Below are 22,939 nucleotides of genomic sequence, written 5' to 3'. Positions count from 1 at the left end.
AAAAAAAATGAAAATAGTAAAAACGATATTTTTTGCAGGAGCCATCTTACTTTCGGTAGCCTCTTGTGATAACTTAGAAGATTTAAATCAGGACAAAAAAGCCTATACCACCGTTTTGCCGGGGGCACTTATGAGCAATGCACAGGTAAATTATGCCTACTTCCTGACCAATGCTTCAGTAAACAGCAACAATTTTAGAGGATATGCTCAGTATTGGTCTACCACAACCTATACCGATGAGGTGAACTACAATATGGAAAGAAGAAATTTAGGAAGTTCTCTTTCAACGTTGTTATACAGAGACGTTTTGCAGGATTTGGTGAACGCTCAAAAAGACATAAAGAGCAAAGAAGCTTTAGGAGCTGTTGATACTGCAATTAAGAAAAACAAAATCGCAGTACTTGACGTTCAGATTGTGATGGCGTATCAGGCGCTTGTAGATTTGTTTGGAAACGTGCCTTACAGTGAAGCTTTGGATATTAATCTGTATCCTTATCCAAAATACGATGATGCCAAAACCATTTATTTAGATCTAGCTGCCAGATTAGATGCTGCTATTGCTGCTATGGACGGCAGTAAAGAGAGCTTTGGTAAAGCCGATTTAATTTACAAAGGCGATGTGGCAAAATGGAAAACATTAGCGAATAGTGTGAAATTAAAACTTGGATTACACCTTGCAGACATTGAGCCCGCTAAAGCAAAAACAATAGTAGAAAGTGCTTACAATTCAGGAGTAATGAGCAGTGAAGAGGAAACAGCATTGTTCCAGTATTTTTCATCACTTGTTGATATGAATCCGTTGTATGATACTTTGGTAAACGAAAGTCAAACGATTCCGACTGAATATTTTGTGAATCAGTTAAATGGAAAAAATGACCCAAGACGTGATATATTCTTTAATCCAAATTCTAAAAAAGGCGGTAGCTATAAAGGAGCTCCTTATGCCAAACAAGTAAGTTATGGCGATTTTTCAAACATGGGATCAAGATTGAAAGAAAGAACAAACCCGGGAGTAATTTTTGATTACACCGAAACCTGTTTCCTTTTGGCAGATGCTGCAAACAGAGGATTTAGCGTAGGAGGAACTCCGGAAGAATATTATAAAAAAGGAATTTTGGCAAGCATGAACTTTTGGGGAGTTGCGAATGCTGATGCACAGACCTATGTAAACAGAACAGATGTTGACTTTGCAACTGCTGCCGGAACAACAAAAGAAAAAATCGCTTACCAGCTTTGGATTGCTTATTACAACAGAGGATTTGAGGCATGGACAGAATACAGAAGACTGGATTTTCCTGTATTGTTAGCCCCTTCAACTGCTGTTGATGCGGCAAAAGGAAAAGTACCGGTTCGTACTATTTACTCTCTTTTTGATAAAACCTTAAACAAAGGAAATTATGAGGCTGCTGCTGCTGCCATGGGAGGGGATTTGATGACTACAAAAATTTTCTGGGATAAATTTTAATTTGAATTAGTTTTCCTGTTTTTAACCGGGGCCTTTAATTAGGTTCCGGTTTTTTTATTTTTATTTAATCCCATAGTCCGACTGAGCGAAGCCAAAGTCTTGTTTCCCGAGCCTCATTGTCCGACTGAGCGAAGTCGAAGTCTCTTTTTGCATTGCATTGTCCGACTGAGCAAAGCCGAAGTCTTGTTTCCCGAGCCTCATTGTCCGACTGAGCGAAGTCGAAGTCTTTATTGAATCCCATTGTCGGACTGAGTGAAGGTCAGGTCTTACTTATTGAATCCTATTGTCCGACTGAGCGAAGTCGAAGTCTTGGTTTTGTTTTATTTAAAAAATAGCCTAATTTATTTGTGAATGCTTGATTTATTTGGTTTATTTTTTAATTATGTGTTTTTTTAAAGTTAAAAAGTTGTTAATTATATATTGTTTTTAAATAACATAGTATCAATAAAATAGAAGCTATGCTGGTAATTTTGGTGGCAACAAATTAACCCAAAAAAAATGAAAACAAAACTACTAGTATTAATGCTCGTTTTTTCGATAGGGAAAATGAGCGCGCAGGGACTTCCTTGCCGGACGACAGAAGAAAACGCCAAAGTGTATCGGAATAGCCCCAAATCACTTCAGGAAAAAAAAGATTTTGATGCCTTTACCAAAACATTTATCCTTCAGCGTAAAAGCAACACTTCAAAAACAGCAGCAACACCTACTTATGTTATCCCCGTGGTTTTCCATATTTATGGAGACGTTCAAAGCGGAAAAACCATTACCTATGAAAAAATCGTCAATCATTTGGCTCAGTTAAATGACGATTTCAATGGCAGGAATGCCGATTACCAAACAGTTGAGCCCTTTTTTCAAGCGAGAAGAGGAACATTAAACATCGAATTTAAACTGGCGAAAAAAGACCCTAATGGCGGATGTACCACGGGTGTTGTTTTCCATGCGGCCAAAAACGGTTACGGAAATGGCGGTGGTTACGATGATCAGATTGCTGCGGATGCCTGGGACAATAAAAAATATATGAACGTTTACATTCAGAATGATTTGTATAACGAAGGAGTTTTTAACAATTCAGGAGTTGCCTGGTATCCTGATTCTGGTATGACGGCCAATAACACAGCACGTGTCGTTTTTAACGGAGCTTATCTTTACGACAACTCCTACAGCAAAGAATTTTCGGCAACCCTTACACACGAATTTGGACATTTCTTAAACCTGATTCACACTTTTGAAGGAGGCTGCTCCGGCACAGATGAAGTTGCCGACACTCCTGCAGAAGATGCTAAGCATACTCTGGCTTGTACACCGGGAACTAATTGTACAGGAGATAAAGTAAACATCGAAAATTATATGGGGTACAATGGTGCACAAGGCTGTTATAAAATGTACACCCAGGGTCAGATTGACAGAATGCTGGCAGCCTTACAGCATCCGGCAAGGATTACGCTCTGGCAGCCGCAAAACTTAATTGATACCGGAGTGAACACGACTGAAAGCAGTTTAGTAGCAACCGGAACTACTTTTAAAGAAGCTGTTATCAATGATGGATCTTTTGATACAGCCTCAGTGGTAACTTTAAGCGGAGGAAAGACTTTTGCACTAAGTTCAGGAACTTTGTCAGCAGGAACCCATTTTACACATACTTTTCCAGCCGGAATCACACCAGTTGTTACTGTAAATTCAAATGGTCAGGTGACGGTAACACTTTCAGGAAAAGCAACAAATCATGCAGCAACGCAAAATACAACTGCCGGAATCACATTCTTACCTGCGGCATTTACAGGAGGAACTGCAGGTTTGTCTTGTACTGCTTTGTTTTACAATTTAAGATTTACGGATCCTTATGGAATCTTCTTTGTAGACATGCCGGATATTAACATCTCTTCAAATTTAACCTGGAAGTTTTTTGATATTGCAAAAGGAGACGACACTTCATTCGGAGGTTGGCGTTATGCGGCCAATGCATTAAAAATTGAAACTTATGGCAAAAGATTAACTTGCGAGAGTGGTAGCCGAAACATTACCTTATTAGCTCAAAACACCGCAGTTGGTCCGACAAGTAATATGACTGCTCCGGGAGCATACCCAAATCAATTAGATCTAAGAACAGCGAGTTATACCGCCTGGGATGGAAAATCGGGATATGTAGGTTTTGAATACAAAATCGATGGATTGCCTTGCTATGGCTGGTTCAAAATAAGCGTTGCGGCAAATGGAGACGGTTACATCATTTCTGAATATGCCTACAATACACAACCCAATGCGCCTATTTATACCGGTGTGACTAATAAAACGGCGGTTGTTTTATCAGAAAGTATACTGTACGAGGCGGAGGCAAATGACGGTGGTGTTACCACGACCAGTACAATTTCGTTATCTACTAACAATGGAACTTTTACAAAAAGTACTGGAACCTTAACTGCTGGAACTGATTTTGCTATTACAGGAGTTCCTTCAGGATTAACCGCTGTATTGACACTTCAGGGAAATAATAAAGTAGTGGTTTCCTTTACCGGAAAAGCAAGCACACATCTTCCTGCAAATGATGCTGCTGTAGTCATTACATTCAAAGATGCTGCAATCACAGGAGGAATTGCGACTCTTGATACGTCATCAAAAACGATCAATTTGAAATTTGATGCACCTTACGGAGTTTTTTATGTAAACAATCCTGATTATGTTGCTTCGGCAGCCCAAACCTGGCAGTATTTTGATTTAGGGATTGGAGATAATACGGAGTATGGAGCATGGCAGTTTGCTGCTGCTGCTTTAAAAGTAGAAACTTATGGCAAAAGACTGGTAGGACCTACAGGTACACGTAACATTAGTTTAATTACAGAGGGAACTACAATTGGTGCCGCAAGTAATTTTGTAACCCCCGGAGCGGCATATCCGGATCAGTTAGATTTAAGAACGGCAAGTTATACAGCCTGGGACAACCAAACAGGTTATATCGGTTTTGAATATAAAAGCAGAGGCCGTACCTGTTATGGCTGGATGCATGTTAAAGTAGAAGCAGGTGGAGTTGGTTATTCCGTTTTAGACTATGCTTACAATACGAAGCCAAACGAATCCATTCAGGCCGGAACTCAGGCACCTGTAACTGTTTTGGCACCTACAAGTCTGACGGCTGCAGTAAACAACACCAGTTTACAGGCACAATTGACATGGGTAAACAACGCAACTAATGCGACAAACATTGTAGTAGAAAGAGCAGGAGCAGATAATGTTTTTGCCGAAATAACAACATTACCAAGTACAGCGGCTACGTATACCAACACAGGTCTGACAGCCGGAAGTACTTATAAATACCGAGTACGTGCAAAAGCAAATAGCATTTACTCCGCCTATTCTAATGAGGTTACAGCTACTCTTGCAGCAGGCTCAGCGTATTGTACTGCTCAGGGGAATAATAATTACGAATACATCAATTCAGTAACTATTGGAAGTTTTACCAATACATCCGGTAAAGATGCAGGGGGGTATGCTAATCTTACGTCTAAAACTGTAACTGTAACTCCGGGAGTAGCTACAAATGTTAGTCTGGCGGCAGGTTTTTCCGGAGGATCTTATTTAGAATACTGGGGAGTGTGGATCGATTACAATAAAAACAATGTTTTTGATGCTTCTGAAAAAGTGATTGACGGAATTTCTTCTACCGGAACAGCTACAGGCAGTTTTACACCAATTGCGTTTACCGGAACGACCAGAATGCGCATTGTAATGAAATATTATGCGAACCCGTCGGCTTGTGGAAACATTGGAGATGGTGATGTGGAAGACTATACGGTTGTTGCAGGTTCGACACCTAATCCGACAACTTTGCCGACACCAGCCAATATTGGGAATTCAGGAGTGTATTCATCCGGATTTTATGCTTCATGGAATACAGTGGCGAATGCAACAAGTTATGAAGTACAGTTGAATAATGCTAGTACAGGCTGGACCACTTTCGGAACTTCCACAACCTATTATTTATGGGTTCCGAAACAAGGCACACAAACCGTTTATCAGTTTAGAGTTAGAGCTAAAAATGCAACTGAGGCAAGTAACTGGAGTGCTCCGTTGACCATTGATTTGCAAAACGGAAGTGCAGGAGCAGATCAGACTGATTTTACAAAATCATTTACGATGTATCCTAATCCGGCTTCGGAAGTGGTTAATTTCAACTTCGCTAATTTAAACCTGGCGGATACTAAAATCACCATCTACGACAGTACAGGAAATGTTATTGACATTGTAAAAAACACAGTTTCTTATCCGGTACACCGTCTTAGAAAAGGAGTTTATATAGTGGTAGCTACAGATGGAAGCTTCACAGATACTAAAAAGTTATTGGTTAAATAAATAATTTGGTTTGTAAAGAAGAAAAGGGAAACGATATTGTTTCCCTTTTTTTATGCTTTTTAAAATTAAATACAGTTTAATTGATGTCAATGCCAAACGGATTATCAATACTGTGCATTGGAGTAGTGAACCATTTTGGGCCTTCAGCGGTCATATAAAAATGATCTTCATGACGAATCCCGAATTGACCCGGGATGCAAAGCATCGGTTCGTTACTTACTACCATTCCTTCTTGCAGAACAGTAGTATTGCCTCTTACCAAATATGGATGTTCGTGAATATCTAATCCTGTTCCATGACCCACGCGATGAGGTAAGCCCGGCAATTCGTAATCGGCACTCAAACCACCTGCTGCAATTACTTTGCGTGCCGCATCATCGACCGAACCGCAGGTTGCCCCTAATTGTGCGGCATCAAAAGCGGCTTTTTGTGCGGCCTTTTCTAAATTCCATATTTTGATGTGTGCGTCTGTTGGAGTACCGTACACATAAGTTCGGGTGATATCAGACAGATAACCTTCCAAACGACAGCCTGTGTCGATAAGTACAACATCGTTATCTTTTAAATCCTGAGGAGTAGTAACCCCATGAGGATATTGAGAGTCATCGGCAAACAACACAATACAAAAATAAGAACCTGAAGCAATTCCTGCTTTGATATGTGCCTGATTGATAAAATCGACAACCGTTTCGGCTTTTATGCCCGGATACAAAATGCGTGCAGCGGCACGTTGAACCACCATCGTAATTTCTTTGGCTTGTTGGATGATTGCAATTTCATTGGCTGATTTCTGAATACGACAGCCAGTTGTAACCGGTTGGGAATTTTCGAATTCGTAATTTGGATTGGCTTTTACGATCGCATCAACTAAAAAATAACCGGCAGATTCGTCCAGTGCAATTTTACCGTTGTTTATGCCTTTGGTCTCCAGGATCTTTCCAAATAAAACAGCTGGTGATTCATGCTCTTCCCAGCAATTTAAATGGCCTTCAATTTTCATGAATTTCCTAAAAGTACCTTCTTCAAATTTCGGAACAATATATTCCAGGCTGCCGTCTTCAAACAATAAGGCTCCAACCATCCTTTCAGAGGGATTCCATTTGGTTCCGGTAAAATAGTATAGATTGGTTCCTGCGTTCACGAATAAGGACTTAAAACCTGCTGTTTTCATAAGCGACACCGCTTTCTGAATACGCATTTGATATTCCTCCGGCTGAATGGCCTTGACATTCAGGGTCATGTTTTGTATTTTTTCTAATTCTGCAATTGCGTTAGATCCGCCAACTCCAATGGTCATAGCTGTTATTTTAAGGTTAGTTGTTTTTTTTATTTTGGATTAAAAATAAGCCAATATTTTGGGATAGTGGTATTTTAACTTAAAGTAGATAAAATAGAATAATTTAAGGGTAATATACTATTGGATTTTGGGTTGTAATGCCTGTATTTTTAAAGATCAATTAAAACTTAAAAAATGAAAAGTATACAGCGTTTAGTATTGCTACTGTGTGTTGTTCTGAGTTCGTATTTTGTGTCAGCGCAGAATAAATCAGATTTGTATCAGAAGCTCACGGTATTGTTTCCAAAAGCCGAAATCACAACGATAGAAAATTTAGAAGGTTATGCAGAGTCGTACCAATTGATTCTAGATGAACCTTTAGATCATAAAAATCCGCAAAAAGGAACTTTCAAGCATTATGTTTACCTCTCGCATCTGAATTTTAATAACCCAATGGTTATTGAAACTCATGGTTACAATACCAATAATATCAAAAGTGAGGTGAGTAAACTGTTAAACGCTAATCAGATTGCAGTCGAATACCGCTTTTATGGAAAGTCGCGACCGGAACCACTTCCGTGGGAATATTTAACAAACGATCAGGCTATCGCCGACTATCACAATCTTGTAACAAAACTGAAGCAGTTGTATACCGGAAAATGGATTTCGACCGGAATAAGCAAAGGCGGTGAAACGGCTTTGATTTACAAATCAAAATATCCAGATGATGTGGATGTGGCAATGCCTTATGTAGCACCGTTAATTAATACCCAGGAAGATCCCCGAACAGTAGAGCATACTAAAACAGTGGGGACAGCAGAATGCAGGGCTAAAATTACAGCCTTTCAAAGAGCAGTTTTAGAAAATAGAGAAGCCGTTTTAAAGGAGTTTAAACAATATGCAGAAGGAAAGAAAATGACTTTTACCGAAGTACCTTTCGCTGAGGCATTAGAATATGCGGTTTTAGAATTTCCTTTTTCTTTTTGGCAATGGGGAGGAAAATGCGAGGCTATACCGTCAGTAACGGCGAGCCCGAAAGAGCTGTTTGCCTATTTGGATGAGGTTTCAGGCGTAAGAACTTATAACGATAAGATGTATTTTCATTATTTGCCATCCTATTATCAGCATTTAAAAGAATTGGGATACTATGGTTTTGATTTTTCTCCGGTTGCCGATTTGCTTCAAGTGGTAAAAAGTACTTCCAATGATCGATTTGCACCTAAAGGAGTAGTGATAAAATACAATCCGAAATACATCAAAGAAGTGCGAAAATATGTAGAGAATAAAGGCAATAAAATTTTGTACATCTACGGCGGTTACGACACCTGGTACTCGTGTGCTCCAACACCAGATTCCAAATTAGATGCATTAAAAATGGTTCTTCCCGGGGGGAGTCACACCACGAGAGTAAAAGATTTTCCGGAGAACGATAAAAAACGAATCATGGAAACATTATCAAGATGGCTCGACTTAAAAGCACTTAACGATAAGGCCGAAATAAATTAAAAAGAAAAGGAGTGGTGAGTTTTTCTTAATGAGTTTAACCGCAAAGCACGCAAGGATTTTTAATGGCAAAGATTCTATAAAACCGCAAAGTTCGCAAAGTGATGATAATCAACTTTGCGAACTTTGCGTAAATCCTTGCGTGCTTTGCGGTTAAATATTAAACCAGTAGTTTTTGTGTTTTCAAATAATCCATAGCAAACTTACCCTCATTAAAAAGTAAATCCAAAACACTTAAATTGTTGATAAAACCATGTTTGTCGTCAAAAACCTGAGTGTACTTTTCGAATGAATTAAGGTCTTTTTTCCCGTTAGCCAAAACTCTGAAATCGGAGATATTTTCTGCCTCATGAAAATACTCTGTGGTTTTGCCGAACGCTAATTTCATGCGCAGGCACTTGGTAGTGATGTCCAGAACTTCCAGATTCAAATCCATTAAAAAAGTGTGCTGCTTTTCAAAAACAGGACGAATATCATCTTCAAAAAACTCAAAAAAAGGAGAACTTCTGTAAGCGGCTTCCAACGATTTGAAATGCTGTTTTTGCCAGTCAAATTCATTCTCGATTAAAACATCTTTTGTCTTCTGATGAGCTGATTTCGAATGTTTAACCGGGATATTTAGTAGCTGAATTCCGTTCGGGCTATAGATGTAGGTGCGGTTTCTGTTAGTTTGTTTCTGGAAATTATCTTCCATTTCAAAAGTAATATTTTCAGATTGTGCCATAACTGCAAAGTGGCTGATCGATGGAAAATAAGTAGGAAGTAATAGAGAGTTCATTTTTAATTGCTTTAAAAGTTTCAGGTTTCAAGTTTCAGGTTGTGAGTGAACCTGAAACTTGAAACCTGACACAAAAATAACTTTTTTTATTTATGCTTTGTTTTGTTTTCTTTTTCTCCAGAAATATTCTCCAACAAAGTAGGCTGCAAGAATAAACAGGAAATACTTAAAGTAAGATTGTGGTTGGCCTTCACCATCAACAGTTGTGAAAACTCTGCTCCAACGAATTTTGTTGATTCCTTTACCATTAGTATCCCAGCTCATCCAGATGAAAACCGGTTTTCCTACAATGTGATTTTCAGGAACATAACCCCAGTAGCGGCTGTCTTCAGAGTTGTGACGGTTGTCTCCCATCATCCAATAGTAATTCTGCTTAAAAGTATAAGTTGTAGCAGGTTTACCATTGATTAAGAATTTAGAGCCATCCAGCTGCAAAGTGTTTCCTTCATAAGTGGTGATAATGTCTTTGTAAAATGGTAATGATTCATTGGTTAAAGCAACTGTTTTTCCTGCTTCCGGAATATAAATCGGACCAAAATTATCCTGATTCCATTTGTTGATGTGCGGGAAAATAGCGTTGTCATTTCCGTGGTCAATTTCTCTTGTAACGGCAGTAATGCCAGGAGTGTTTTTTAGACGTTCTGCACTTGCCTCTGTTAAAGCTCTGAAATAAAGAGTGTCTCTTTTTTCGCTTTTAAATCCTGCCCCGTCTGTAATATCAAGCTCTCTTACCAAAGATTCAAAATCAATAGGGATTTTTGGGTCTATGGCTACTGAATAAGAATATTGCGGTTTTGCTCTTTCCGGTAAAACTAATTTTTTTCCGTTAATGAAAACAAATCCATCTTTAATCGATAAGCTGTCTCCCGGAATACCTACGCATCTTTTTACGTAATTTGATTTTTTATCAATTGGTTTGATGACACCCGGTCTTCCTTTTGGTTCGTAAAAATAGTGAACCGTATCTACCGGCCAGTTGAAAACGACAATATCAGTTCGTTTTATTTTTTCTAAAGCAGGCAATCTGAAATAAGGCAATTGTGGCCATTTCAAATAGGATTTTTGTTTTACAAACGGAATAGAGTCATGTACCATTGGTAATGCAACCGTAGTCATAGGGACTCTTGGACCGTAATTTACTTTACTTACAAACAGGAAATCCCCAATCAATAAAGATTTTTCTAAAGAAGAAGTAGGAATTGTATAAGGCTGTACTAAATAAGTATGTACCAATGTTGCTACAATAACGGCAAAAAGTAAAGAACTCAGGGTGTCTCCTGCTTTATTTTCAGAAGTTAATTTTCTGTCAGCGTTGTACACTAATTTTTGAGTGTAGTTAACATAATAGATATAGAAGCCTAAAGTGAAAATACCTAGAAGAGTATCTAAAGTTGTTTTTTTGCCAAACGTTCTTAAAGTCTCTACCCAAACCACCGGAAACATAATCAGGTTAATAATAGGAATGAAAAGCAATAAAGTCCACCAGGTTGGGCGGCTGATTATTTTCATTAAAACGATTGAATTGTATACCGGAATCGCAGCTTCCCAGCTTTTTCTTCCGGCAGCCTGATATAATTTCCAGGTTCCGATAAAATGAATAACCTGAACGGCTAAGAAAAATACAAACCAAAGATATAGTGTCATAATATTTTATTTAAAGTTTTAGGTTCGGGACTTAATTTGAAATTTTACCTAAACCTTCATAACGGTTTATTTTAAATTTAATACGTCTTTCATAGAATAGATTCCTGTTTTTCCGGCAAGCCACTCTGCTGCGATTACCGCTCCAAGAGCAAACCCTTCGCGGTTGTGTGCAGTGTGTTTTAATTCGATGCTATCTACAGGGGAGTCGTAGGTTACAGTATGAGTTCCTGGTACTTCGCCAATTCTTTTAGCTTCAATATGAATTTCGTTGTTTTGTGCTTCGTCTAGAGTCCAATTGGTGTATTGGCTGTTTTCGATAACTCCTTTGGCTAAAGAAATTGCCGTACCACTTGGAGCATCCAGTTTTTGTGTATGATGAATTTCTTCCATCGTAACTTTATACGAATCCAGTTGAGACATGATTTTAGCTAAGTATTCGTTCAGTTCGAAGAAAATATTAACCCCTAAACTAAAGTTAGAGCTCGAAATAAAAGCGCCCTTCTTTTCGTTGCAAAGCGATATCATTTCGTCATAGTGTTCTAACCATCCTGTAGTTCCTGAAACTACAGGTACATTAGCATGAAAGCAATTGGAGATATTGTCAACGGCAGCAGTAGGGACGCTGAAATCGATCGCGACATCGGCTGTTGAAAGTCCGTCATAAGTACTGAATTCGTCTTTTTTCAAAACAATTTCATGACCTCTTTCCAAAGCAATTCGCTCGATTACTTTACCCATTTTTCCGTATCCTAAAAGCGCAATTTTCATTTCGTGTATTTTTTTTTAAAATTCAAGTAACCGGAGTTATTTAAAAGTGGTAATTAAAAGTTAGTCCAACATTTGGTCTGAAAGTTACAGCGTCAGGGTAAATTTCCGGGCGCAATGATAATCTTTCGTTTACGTTAAACTGAATCAATGCAGCGTCAACGTTGGCGTCGATAATGTTTAAGGCATAAAAACCAACGACAAATAATAGTGATAAATCTCTGTTTCGCTGATAAAATTTCTGACCGGCAATAAGTCTGCTGTCGTCCAGGAATTTATATTTATCGTCATTGTAGCCTTCCAGTCTTCGTTTGTAGGCTTCGCGATAATCGTGGTATTTTTTGTTATTGTCAAGATAGAAGTATAAACTCGTACCAATCGCTCCGTAGACCAAAGGGATTTTCCAGTACTTTTTATTGTATGCCTGACCTAAACCCGGTAAGATTGCCGAGTAGAATGCTGCTTTTGCAGGTGTAAGCGGATCGATTTCCTGCAATTTGCTAGTGTCTTTAACAACCAAAACCGTGTCTTTTTTTACCTGGGCAAAAAGAGAAACGGTTCCTATGAGAAAGAACAATAGGCTTATGGGGACAATTTTATTCACTATCCGTTGATTAATTTTATTATTCTGTTAAAGTCGGCTTCAGAATCAAATGGAATGGTGATTTTTCCTTTACCCGTACCGGCGACTTTTATATCAACTTTCGAACCAAAATAATCGTTGAAAGTGTTTTTTTGTGTTTCTCTAACCACAAAAGAAGACTCTGCTTTAGGTTTTCCTTCTGCTTTTGGTTTTAAACTTTCGTGATAGTTTTTTACCAGAGTTTCGGTTTCACGAACAGATAAATTCTGACTTACTATTTTTTGGTAGATATCAGTCTGAATGTCTAAGTCTTCAATATTAATGATTGCTCTGCCGTGCCCCATACTGATAAAACCGTCACGGATACCTGTTTGAATGATCGGATCCAGTTTTAAAAGACGTAAATAATTGGCAATTGTAGAGCGTTTTTTTCCAACACGCTCACTCATTTGCTCCTGTGTCAGTTGAATTTCGTCAATCAGACGTTGGTAGGAAAGTGCGATCTCAATCGGATCTAAGTCATGACGCTGGATGTTTTCCACCAAGGCCATAACCAAGGATTCGTTGTCGTTGGCAATACGAATATAGGCAGGAACATGTGTTAAGCCTACTATGGTCGAAGCACGTAAACGACGCTCTCCTGAGATTAGCTGATATTTGTTGAAATCTAATTTACGAACAGTAATAGGTTGAATTACACCAAGTTCTTTAATAGAGGTGGCTAATTCGCGTAACGATTCTTCATTAAAATTGCTTCGGGGTTGAAACGGATTTATTTCGATAGCACTTATTTCAAGCTCAATGATATTTCCAACAACCTTGTCAGCATTTTTATCTTCTACTGATGTAATGTCGTTTTCCGGATCTTTTAATAACGCTGATAATCCTCTTCCTAAGGCTTGTTTTTTAATTGCTTTTGTCATAAAAACTATTTGCTGTTTTTCTTTATAATCTCCTGAGCTAAGTTAATGTAATTAACGGCTCCTTTACTGGTTGCGTCATAATTAATGATGCTTTCCCCAAAACTTGGTGCCTCGCTCAGTTTAACATTTCGTTGAATAACGGTATCAAAAACCATATCATTAAAGTGTTTTTGAACTTCTTCTACAACCTGATTAGACAAACGCAATCTTGAATCGTACATGGTTAGTAACAATCCTTCGATGTCAAGATCCGGGTTGTGTATTTTTTGAATACTTTTTATGGTGTTCAATAATTTTCCTAATCCTTCAAGTGCAAAATATTCGCATTGGATTGGGATAACCACAGAATCAGCAGCTGTTAAAGCATTCAAGGTTAATAAACCTAGAGAAGGAGCACAGTCGATAATGATAAAGTCATATTCGTCTTTTACGCTTTCTAACGCTTTTTTAAGCATATACTCTCTGTTTTCTTTGTCAACCAATTCGATTTCGATGGCAACAAGGTCAATGTGTGCAGGTATCACATCAACATTTGGAGCTGTACATTTTAAAACGGCTTCTTTTGGTGTTATACTGTGTTCCAGGATTTGATAAGTTCCGGCTTCAACTGATTCTACGTCAATCCCAAGGCCAGATGTAGCATTGGCTTGTGGATCAGCATCGATCAACAATACTTTCTTTTCTAAAACGCCTAATGAGGCTGCAAGATTTACAGATGTTGTAGTCTTTCCAACGCCTCCTTTTTGATTAGCAATCGCAATGATTTTGCCCATTTATTTTCTGAATTTTGAACCGTAAAAATACAATTATTTATGGTTTCTGAAAATCTATTTTGTTAACATTTGTGAATCTTCGTTTAATCGTTGTATGGTGCGTGTTTTCTGGAATTGATTTTAAGGATAATCAAAAAACAAGAACGAAATTTCGTTCTATTTTTTGATTTCGTTTAGTCTAAAAAGAACAAAAGCTTACTTTAGTCAGAAAAATGGAATTAAAAGTGGGGGTAAATTTTACTGCTCATTTTTCTTTTTCAAATCTTTTATAAGGCTGGTTGTGAAAAATAAAATAGTTGTACCTCCTAACAAAATGCATAGCCACATAAACCAGGATTGCTGCCAAAAAGATTTGTTTTTCGCTTGATTCTTTAGGGGCGTTTTTTGCTGGATATCGTAAATAAACGTTTGTGGTAAATTGGTGGCAATACTACTTTTAAAAGAAGAAAGGTCATATTCCGGGGCGGTCATGGATTTGTTTCCGGTTTTAAGAATATAATTTTCGTTTGAGTTTAGTTCAGCAACTATCGAAACCGGGTTTTGATTGAATTTTACTTTTAAGATGGATAGCGGTTGATTGTCGTTGTTTTCTATTTTTATAAAAAGCTCTTTTTCGAATATTTCCGAGATCGTAAAGATGCTTTTTGCATCTGAATTTAATTCGAAAGTTGCGATTTCATCTTCTATTTCTATTGATTTTCTCTTTAATTGTCTTTTTTCCTTTTTGTATAAAACAGCTTTACGGCTGTAATAAGTGGGTTTTGTAATTTCAAATGAAATTTGGTTGATGATTTGCGGGGCATCAAAAAGCACATGAATTTGTGTTTCTTTCGTTGAATGATTTTCTGTCACAGTTGATTTGCCGGAAGTGATTTCCTGTAAAGGTCTTTGATGAATCTGGTTGGTAAAATTACCGGCTTTTAAGAGGTTAACAGGAAGCGTTTTTTGATCGTCAAAATCAATCTTTAAGTAACGGTAGGTGTTTAAAGGATATGATATCGTTTTAATAACACTAGTTTCTGACGCACTGCTTAAGTCATCTAAAATTTGAGCATTGGAGATTCCGAACCATTCTGTTTGATCATCACTTCCGGAAACCGTATATCTTTTTTCGGCATCGGAATTTGCGATAAAAAGGGAGATCTGATTGTGGTTTTTAGCAGACGGAATTGCAATGATAATAGAGGTGCTTTTTTTGGGAGTGACTGTTTTTGAGATAATGGTATACTCTGTAAAAGTGTTTAGCCTATTGTTTTTAGTAGTCTGGATAAAATACGGAACCTCATTTCCTTTTGAGTCAAATAATCTGATGTCACTAAGATCTTGTTTGGAATAAGATCTAATTTCGGGAGATAAAACAATTTCATGAAAACCTTTCTCCGAAACGGGTTTTATTTTTCCGGTAGTCTGATGTTGCCCAAAAGAAAGGTTTGCAAAAAATAGAAGTAAGATGAATTTAGTTAGTTTCATTGTTGTTTTTTGGTTTGTCTTCGTCAATAACTAAGACTTTGATTTTTTGATATACAAAGGAGATAATTAAAATTAATATTCCCAGGAGGATAAACGATATGATTTTTCCGGTTTCGGAAATGTTGCTGATGTCGTATAAGAATAATTTCAGAATGGTTAATCCTAGCAAAGATAAAGCGATAATACGTAAAGATTTTTGTTGTTTTTTGATGCCGATAATTAAAAACACAAAAGCCAGAACTCCCCAAAGAATAGGAAATCCGGTTTTAATTATTTTAATACTCGCCAGATGAATAGAGTCTCCTGCTACTAATTCACGCAGATAAGGTAAATTAGATTTGTAGCCTGTGTAAGTACTTGTTTGTAGGTCGTGAAGAGAAACAGACGAATTCATAACCACAAGTCCGTGAAGCATTACTTCTGAGCTACAAATATAAAGGATGAAAAAGGCGGCACCCCAGATGAGGTATCGGCTAGGAAGAAAAGGGAAATTTGTTTTTTTGTAAATCTGAAACAATTGATAACCAAAGTAAACGGTGATTAGCAACGAAATATAATGAAGATAAAAAGCAATTGATGTTCCAACACCTAAAGTAATAATATCCCTGTGTTCTAAAAATGGATAATTGGAAAACCAGAAGGTAAATAAAACAATATTTGAAAGAGCTATTAACAAGGCGCCCTGATATCCTGCTGCTGTTTTTCTCCCGATTAGAAATGTAGTGTATAATGCAGAGAACAGTAAGTGATATAAAATGGGGAGTGCAATCGAACTGTATAGGTTTTCGATATAATGATTAGATTGATAAATAACTTCAAATAAACCAGTGAAATAACCTATTCCAACAGCTGCTGCAGCGACAAATTTCCTGTACGTTTCCGGATTGAAAGTGATGTTGAAGAGGGTTGAATCTTCGGTTTCATTTTTTAACAAATACCAAATTGCAGACAAAGAAGCTACAGCGAAAATACCAGTTATAAAAATTGGGTTTATGACGATGCTTAGAGGCAGATCGCTACTGTAGTAATGATTCCAATCCATGATCAGACTAAAAAGCATTAAGATATGAACAATTACAGCACCGAATCGATAGCTTGTAATTTTTGATTTTTGTGCCAGCCAAAGTAATAAAACGGCTTCTGTAGCCCAGAATAGCGTGATATAATTTCCTTCAAATTGAATTGGAATCGCTAATGTTACAAAAGTCAGGGTTAGTCCAATAAGCAGATAAGCCGCTTTTTGGTCGAGTTCGAATTTCTTGTATAAAAACCAGGCGTAGATTAAGTTTAGAAGTGCTAAAGCAGTGGTGAATAGACCTTTTAATTCAGTATGATAAAAGGTTAAGATAGCCATTCCAGCTGCATAGAACAAAAATGTATTGCTTGCCAGGATAGTAAGCTGAGTTTTTGAAAACTCGCCTTTTGATCGGATATTGTTAATGATATTCATTAAAATGAAGATAAAGTAGAAGAGGAATCCAAACAGAAAACCTCCGGCGTAATGCGGCTTGTCAGAATTTAAATCCTTCGATAACCAGGCTGCAAACAAAAGAACCGTAAAGATGTAAGAAAGAATATTAACCAGATTCCATTTTTTATAAGAGGCGATAGCCAGAATTCCGATGTTCAAAATCGCAATATAGGTAAAAAGAACAACGTAGTTTCCTGCACCGGTGCTGACCATAAACGGAACGGCAAATCCTCCAATAAGAGAAAGTACCGCTAATTCGATTCTGTCGTACGATAAGGAGATTAAGGCGCTAAAAGCAGTAATGATTACCATAATGCTAAAAGCAACCGTTTGATTGAACAAGTGATAATCGTGAAAAGCAATTCCAATAGTGAAATAAAAAATGGCAATGGAGCCTGCAACAATAACAGAGCTGAATGCAGCATAGTTTTTACGTAATTTATGCGCTATTCCCATAACTATTGCTCCGCATAAAACGCCAATTCCAACACGTGCGGGTTCATTAATCCAGTCTTTGTCGATGGCATATTTTACAAAATAGCTTATTCCTAAAACAAGAATTAAGATTCCAATTTTGTTAATTAAGTTCTCTCCGATAAATTTTTCCAGATCCGGATTTTTTTCTTTAAAATTCTCCCAGAATGATTTTTCAGGTGCTACAGGAGCGATTTGTTTTGGAACTGTTTTTTCAGCTACCGGAGCAGGTTGTAATGCTGCCGGAGCATGCAGTTTTTCAGGTTCTGGAGTCTTAATTTCTTCTGTTGGTGTTGCAATAGAAATTTTTTCCTCGACAACTTCGGGTTGAACAGGTTCAGGAATATTTTGATTCGATTGTTCCGGGATTGTCCTGAAATCTTCTTTTTTGACAACCGGAATGGGGGCAACCGAAATATTTTCAGTAGATTTTTCCACTGTTTTTAATAAATCAATTTTTTTACTGAGTTTTTGAATATCATCTTCAAGATGATCAAAACGACTTTTTATGGTATTAAGAATATAAAATAAAAAGCAAAACAACAGGGCTAAAAGAAAACCTTCCATTTGGAAATGAGTTTGATATTATGATTTTGTAAATATAATAACATTTTCATATGATGAAGGCTTTTAAGCTTTTTTCGTGTTAATTCAATAAAAAGTATTTAGCTTTTGAAGCCTTGGTTTTATTTAGAAAATAAAAAAGGCTCTTAATTTTTGAAATTGTTTTGGATAAGTAAAAAATAGTTCTATCTTTGCACCCGCTTACGGGGTGTAGCGTAGCCCGGTTATCGCGCCTGCTTTGGGAGCAGGAGGCCGCAGGTTCGAATCCTGCCACCCCGACAAAAGTCTTTTCATTTTTGGAAAGACTTTTTTTTTGGTTTAAACTGAAATCATATAGCTGAACTGTTATCGCGTCCCGATCGGAATCGGGAAGGCCGCAGGTTCGAATCGGGCCACCCCGACAAAAGTCTTTTCATTTTTGGAAAGACTTTTTTTTGGGTTTAAACTGAAATCATATAGCTGAATTGAATCATATAGCTGAACCAAAATCATATTAGTTAAAGAGTTATGGCGTCCCGATCGGAATCGGGAAGGCCGCAGGTTCGAATCGGGCCACCCCGACAAAAGTCTTTTCATTTTTGGAAAGACTTTTTTTTTTGGTTTAAACTGAAATCATATAGCTGAACTGTTATCGCGTCCCGATCGGAATCGGGAAGGCCGCAGGTTCGAATCGGGCCACCCCGACAAAAGTCTTTTCATTTTTTGGAAAGACTTTTTTTTTGGTTTAAACTGAAATCATATAGCTGAATTGAATCATATAGCTGAACCAAAATCATATTAGTTAAAGAGTTATGGCGTCCCGATCGGAATCGGGAAGTCCGCAGGTTCGAATCGGGTCACCCCGACAAAAGCCTTTTGATTTACTTTTCATTTTCTTTTTTTTTTGCAAATAAGCATCTCAAGATAACCAGTGCTCCAAACCTTTTTTGTTGCTCACTTTCCCGTGTATTACATGAATCGACCAATTATTACATCTGTAGTTGTGTTTATTGAATTGCAAACTCTTCTTTGTTTTTTTACTGGTTCCTTTGTCTTTGTAGCGATTTAACTGTTAAATAAATAATTGCATCGTCAAAAGTGCTAAAAGTACTAAAAAATGGCACTGCAAGAAATTTCGATTTAGTTTAAAAACTTAAAAAAAACATTTTGTTATGACTCGTACTTTTATTTTCTTTTTTCCGAAAAAGCCTTTTTGGGGTTATATGATCACTTTTTTGTCGGTTTTTCAGACGATGTTGGCGCAGCCTACAGTACAATGTTCCAATCTTGCTTTTACAAATACTACAGCAACAAAATCGACTATTAGTTGGCAACCTGGAGATGTAGGTTTTAGTACCGTATTTGTCCGCAAAGGAACAGGCACCAGCTCCAATGCTATTCCGGTAGATTATGTTAATTATAACGCTAATACTGCTTTTGGTTCAGGAGATCAAATTGGTACGTCGGGCTGGTATTGTGTTGCTGATACTAGGATGACTAATGCGGAGGTGACAGGTTTAACTCCAGGGACTACCTATCAGGTACAGGTGTTCGCTAGTAAGTTTTATGGAGTTGGTAGTAATATATATTATTTAAGAACAGTCAACTCCGGTAATTCTGCAACATTGACGACACTAAACAATGTCGCTACTTTGAGTAATGTAAGCCTGAGTTCCGGAGCACTTACTCCAGTTTTTTCCTCTAAAACTACAGCTTATACAGCCAGTGTATCTAATGCCGTTAGCAGTATCACGGTTACACCGGTCACTACTGATACCCATGCGACTATAAAAGTAAATGGGGTAGCGGTGAGCAGTGGAAATCCTTCTCGGACGATTGATAATCTGGAAGTAAATAATGTGGATGCTAAGGCAAATCGTATTGCGATCGAAGTTACGGCTCAGGACGGTACGGTAAAAACCTACACCATAAAAGTGCTCAGGCTTTCTGCGCCGCCAACGATTCAGGCCACTAATCTTACTTTTACCAAGACCACAGCAACCACTACTACTGTGGATTGTACCAATGGAAATGGAAATCAAAGGATGCTTTTAATGCGTGCAGGTACAGGCGATGGAACTACACCTGTACCGGATAATTTATATTTCAGAGGAAGCACTATTTTTGGCTTGGGAGATCAGATCAGTACAACAGGTTGGTGTTTAATTCGCTATGGGTCAGCGCTTTCTGATTTAGAAGTCCAAGGTTTGGCGCCTGGAACAACTTATCAGGTCATGGTTATGGAGTTTATTGATGATGGAGGGGATTATCCATCCTATTTAACCACAACCAGCACCGGTAATCCGGCAACAGTCACTACACCACTGAGTAATGTCGCTACTTTAAGCAATTTGGGTATTAGTTCAGGAGCTTTGGATCCGGTTTTCTCTTCAGAAACTACAGATTATATGGCCAGAGTATCTAATGCCGCTAGCAGTATCACGGTTACGCCGGTCACTACTGATACCCATGCGACTATAAAAGTAAATGGGGTAGCGGTGAGCAGTGGAAATCCTTCTCAGACGATTGATAATCTGGAAGTAAATAATGTGGATGCTAAGGCGAATCGTATTGCGATCGAAGTTACGGCTCAGGACGGTACGGTAAAAAACTACACCATAAAAGTGCTCAGGCTTTCTGCGCCGCCAACGATTCAGGCCACTAATCTTACTTTTACCAATACAACGGGAACCGCAACGACAGTGAACTTTACAAAAGGGAACGGAGCGATGAGAGCTGTATTTATGCGTCTAGGTACAGATGACGGCCCTACACCTGTACCGGATAATGTATTTCTTAGGGAAAACATTGTTTTTGGTCAGGGAGGTCAGATCGGTACAACAGGCTGGTATCTCATTTATTATATGGCAGGCAATGTTGGTCTGGATGTCAAGGGTCTAATGCCCGGAACAACTTATCAGGTCATGATTATGGAGTTAAATACGAGTAGTAGTTATCCATCCTATTTAACCACAACCAGCACTGGTAATCGGGCAACAGTCACTACACTGAGTAATGTCGCTACTTTAAGTAATGTGAGTCTGAGTGCCGGGGCGTTGAGTACCGTTTTCTCCCCGGAAACTACAGTTTATACGGCTAAAGTGCCTAACGGAGCTAGCAGTATAACGTTAACACCAGTTACGACTGATAGCCATGCGACCATAAAAGTCAATGGGACAGTAGTGGCCAGCGAAGATCCTTCCCAAAAAATAGATTTGGCCTCTGGAGCGAGTACTATTGTTATTACAATAGAAGTTTTAGCTCAGGATGGTACAGCAAAAACCTATACGGTAACAGTCGAAAAAAGTAGTTTAGGAGTAGTTGATAATAAAATTGAAGGTTTTGCAGTGTATCCCAATCTTATACAAAAAGGAAAGGTATATGTAGAAACTAAATCAACTGCTGTGAAAAATGTAAAAATATTTGATATGTCTGGAAAAATGGTTTTATCTGTTCAGACAGCTGGCAGAGAAGTAAATATTGGGGACTTACAAAAAGGAGTTTACATAATGAAAGTCAATCAGGATGGAGCTGAAGCAACAGAGAAATTAATTGTAGAATAAGATTGGGTTGTTTTTTGCGTTCTGTTTCGTAAGGAAAACGGGTATAGAATTCTGAATTCTGTATCGGGTCGTATATTTTCAGGAGCTAAAATGAATTGGTTTAGAATCCGGAAAAAAGTCTTTTCAGTCCTCTGAAAAGACTTTTTTGTTTTTTGCTCGTTTTGGTTTATTGTGGAAAATCTTCAAACGGTCTTGTACTATTTTATTTGGACAAAAAAATCTTTAATTGCTGCTTATTTTTTTCTACGATTACAGTTTGTTTGGCGGGTATAGTCTTTAAATTTGTTAGTGGCTACCCTCAGTTGCGAGATGCAACTATAAGTAGCGTGATTACAACTATAGGGAGGGTTGTTTTTAAGGTTTTAGAGAATAGGTCAAACTAATTTTGCGGTATCACAAAAGATAGTATTTATGAAAGCTAACAAAATCGGCAACAAGATTGCCAAAGTACGAAAAGAGCAAAACATGTCTCAGGCGCAACTTGCTCAACTTTTATTTATCAGTCCGCAGGCAGTGGGGAAATGGGAACGAGGAGAATCCTTTCCGGATATTGCTACTTTAGACCGACTTGCAGAAATTTTAAACGTTGACCTTAATTATTTTTCAGAAAATCTTCAAACGTTAGAAAATGCGTCAACTTCCAAAGTAATAAATGCTACTAAGGAGCAGGAACAAAAAGAATCTAAAGAAGTGGATACTTCTGACAGACCGGAGCGGCCATTATTGATCAATTTTAGTGGCAGTGCTCTTGCAAAAACAGATTTAGCGGGAGTTCGTCTGGCCAATAGGAAATTTGTTGGAAGCGATTTGCGTGACAGCGACTTTTCAAATGCAGACCTGACAGGCAGTTTGTTTAAAGGCAGTGATGTGCGTGAAGCTAATTTTACCAGAGCGAACTTGACAGATTGTACTTTTTCTGCACTTGATCTTTCCAATGCCAGTTTCATTAAAGCCACACTTGTGCGTACTGAATTCAGTGCTTCAGAATTAGGCGGAGTAAAGTTTATGGATGCAGAATTGGTTGATGTAAAGTTAGTCAGAGCTGATCTTCGAAAAACAGTATTTGTAGACTGTATTTTTAATGGGGTTGACTTTAAATATTCAGATTTGTCGGGGCTTTGTCTTGACGGACATATTTTTATGGATGTGAACTTCTCTAATGCGGCATTGAATAACGTTTCGTTTAAAGGAGCCGTTTTTAGAAATGTTTCGTTCCGTCCGGCATTTGCACTGACAAACCGATATTATAAGACACTTCAGACCATCTGTTTTGACGGAGCGGTAATGGACAAGTTAACTTATGCAGCCCTTAAAGGTGTTGGTGTCGATTTGTCGAAGGTAACAACGATCTAGTTTAAAAG

The 22,939-nt window shown here is 38.0% G+C and carries 14 protein-coding genes and 1 tRNA gene; 6 read left to right on the top strand and 9 right to left on the bottom strand.

The window, feature by feature from the left end; genetic code table 11:
* Positions 1-7: 7 nt before the first annotated feature.
* Both LNQ34_RS04455 and LNQ34_RS04450 read left to right on the top strand, forming a co-directional pair.
* Positions 8-1,465 (top strand): SusD/RagB family nutrient-binding outer membrane lipoprotein, encoded by a 1,458-nt coding sequence (locus tag LNQ34_RS04455; protein WP_229998799.1) that lies wholly within the window; start codon positions 8-10, stop codon positions 1,463-1,465.
* 498 nt (positions 1,466-1,963) lie between these two features.
* Complete coding sequence (locus LNQ34_RS04450; protein ID WP_229998798.1) at positions 1,964-5,812, top strand: M43 family zinc metalloprotease; 3,849 nt, start codon at positions 1,964-1,966, stop codon at positions 5,810-5,812.
* Between the two features lie 76 nt (positions 5,813-5,888).
* Here the strand turns inward: LNQ34_RS04450 and LNQ34_RS04445 are convergent, their stop codons facing one another.
* Positions 5,889-7,109: a M24 family metallopeptidase gene (locus LNQ34_RS04445; protein ID WP_229998797.1), complete on the bottom strand. Its 1,221-nt coding sequence runs from the start codon at positions 7,107-7,109 to the stop codon at positions 5,889-5,891.
* Between the two features lie 174 nt (positions 7,110-7,283).
* On the opposite strand from LNQ34_RS04445, the gene LNQ34_RS04440 reads away from it, so the two are divergent.
* The gene (locus tag LNQ34_RS04440; RefSeq protein ID WP_229998796.1) at positions 7,284-8,594 is read left to right on the top strand and encodes a S28 family serine protease; all 1,311 of its coding nucleotides are present in this window, start codon (positions 7,284-7,286) and stop codon (positions 8,592-8,594) included.
* A 157-nt stretch (positions 8,595-8,751) separates the two neighbouring features.
* On the opposite strand, the gene LNQ34_RS04435 is transcribed toward LNQ34_RS04440, so the two are convergent.
* From LNQ34_RS04435 to LNQ34_RS04400, 8 genes are all read right to left on the bottom strand, one after another.
* Positions 8,752-9,369: a WbqC family protein gene (locus LNQ34_RS04435; protein WP_202701533.1), complete on the bottom strand. Its 618-nt coding sequence runs from the start codon at positions 9,367-9,369 to the stop codon at positions 8,752-8,754.
* A 90-nt stretch (positions 9,370-9,459) separates the two neighbouring features.
* A complete protein-coding gene (gene lepB, locus LNQ34_RS04430; protein ID WP_202701531.1) occupies positions 9,460-11,013 on the bottom strand; it encodes a signal peptidase I in 1,554 nt (517 codons plus the stop codon).
* 66 nt (positions 11,014-11,079) lie between these two features.
* Complete coding sequence (dapB, locus tag LNQ34_RS04425; RefSeq protein ID WP_229998795.1) at positions 11,080-11,781, bottom strand: 4-hydroxy-tetrahydrodipicolinate reductase; 702 nt, start codon at positions 11,779-11,781, stop codon at positions 11,080-11,082.
* 40 nt (positions 11,782-11,821) lie between these two features.
* Entirely contained in the window at positions 11,822-12,382 is a 561-nt protein-coding gene (locus tag LNQ34_RS04420) for a DUF5683 domain-containing protein (RefSeq protein WP_202701530.1), read from the bottom strand.
* Entirely contained in the window at positions 12,382-13,284 is a 903-nt protein-coding gene (locus tag LNQ34_RS04415) for a ParB/RepB/Spo0J family partition protein (protein ID WP_202701529.1), read from the bottom strand. The genes LNQ34_RS04420 and LNQ34_RS04415 overlap by 1 nt, the downstream gene beginning before the upstream one ends.
* A gap of 5 nt (positions 13,285-13,289) precedes the next feature.
* Complete coding sequence (locus LNQ34_RS04410) at positions 13,290-14,057, bottom strand: ParA family protein (protein ID WP_202701528.1); 768 nt, start codon at positions 14,055-14,057, stop codon at positions 13,290-13,292.
* Positions 14,058-14,294: 237 nt separating this feature from the next.
* Positions 14,295-15,527, bottom strand: a complete 1,233-nt coding sequence (locus tag LNQ34_RS04405) for a hypothetical protein (RefSeq protein WP_229998794.1) — start codon at positions 15,525-15,527, stop codon at positions 14,295-14,297.
* The gene (locus LNQ34_RS04400) at positions 15,514-18,039 is read right to left on the bottom strand and encodes a DUF2339 domain-containing protein (RefSeq protein WP_229998793.1); all 2,526 of its coding nucleotides are present in this window, start codon (positions 18,037-18,039) and stop codon (positions 15,514-15,516) included. Before LNQ34_RS04400 ends, LNQ34_RS04405 begins: the two co-directional genes overlap by 14 nt.
* A 201-nt stretch (positions 18,040-18,240) precedes the next feature.
* Between LNQ34_RS04400 and LNQ34_RS04395 the strand changes: the two genes are divergently transcribed.
* From LNQ34_RS04395 to LNQ34_RS04385, 3 genes are all read left to right on the top strand, one after another.
* Positions 18,241-18,315 (top strand) — tRNA-Pro (locus LNQ34_RS04395).
* 872 nt (positions 18,316-19,187) lie between these two features.
* Positions 19,188-21,578 (top strand): cadherin-like beta sandwich domain-containing protein, encoded by a 2,391-nt coding sequence (locus LNQ34_RS04390; RefSeq protein ID WP_229998792.1) that lies wholly within the window; start codon positions 19,188-19,190, stop codon positions 21,576-21,578.
* A gap of 411 nt (positions 21,579-21,989) precedes the next feature.
* Complete coding sequence (locus tag LNQ34_RS04385) at positions 21,990-22,931, top strand: pentapeptide repeat-containing protein (protein WP_229998791.1); 942 nt, start codon at positions 21,990-21,992, stop codon at positions 22,929-22,931.
* Positions 22,932-22,939: the final 8 nt, after the last annotated feature.

Origin of the sequence: Flavobacterium lipolyticum (assembly GCF_020905335.1) — a bacterium.
In the GTDB taxonomy this organism is placed as follows: Bacteria; Bacteroidota; Bacteroidia; order Flavobacteriales; family Flavobacteriaceae; genus Flavobacterium; species Flavobacterium lipolyticum.
The sequence above is the reverse complement of the archived record's forward strand: the minus strand, read 5'-3'. Positions and strand labels throughout refer to the sequence as shown.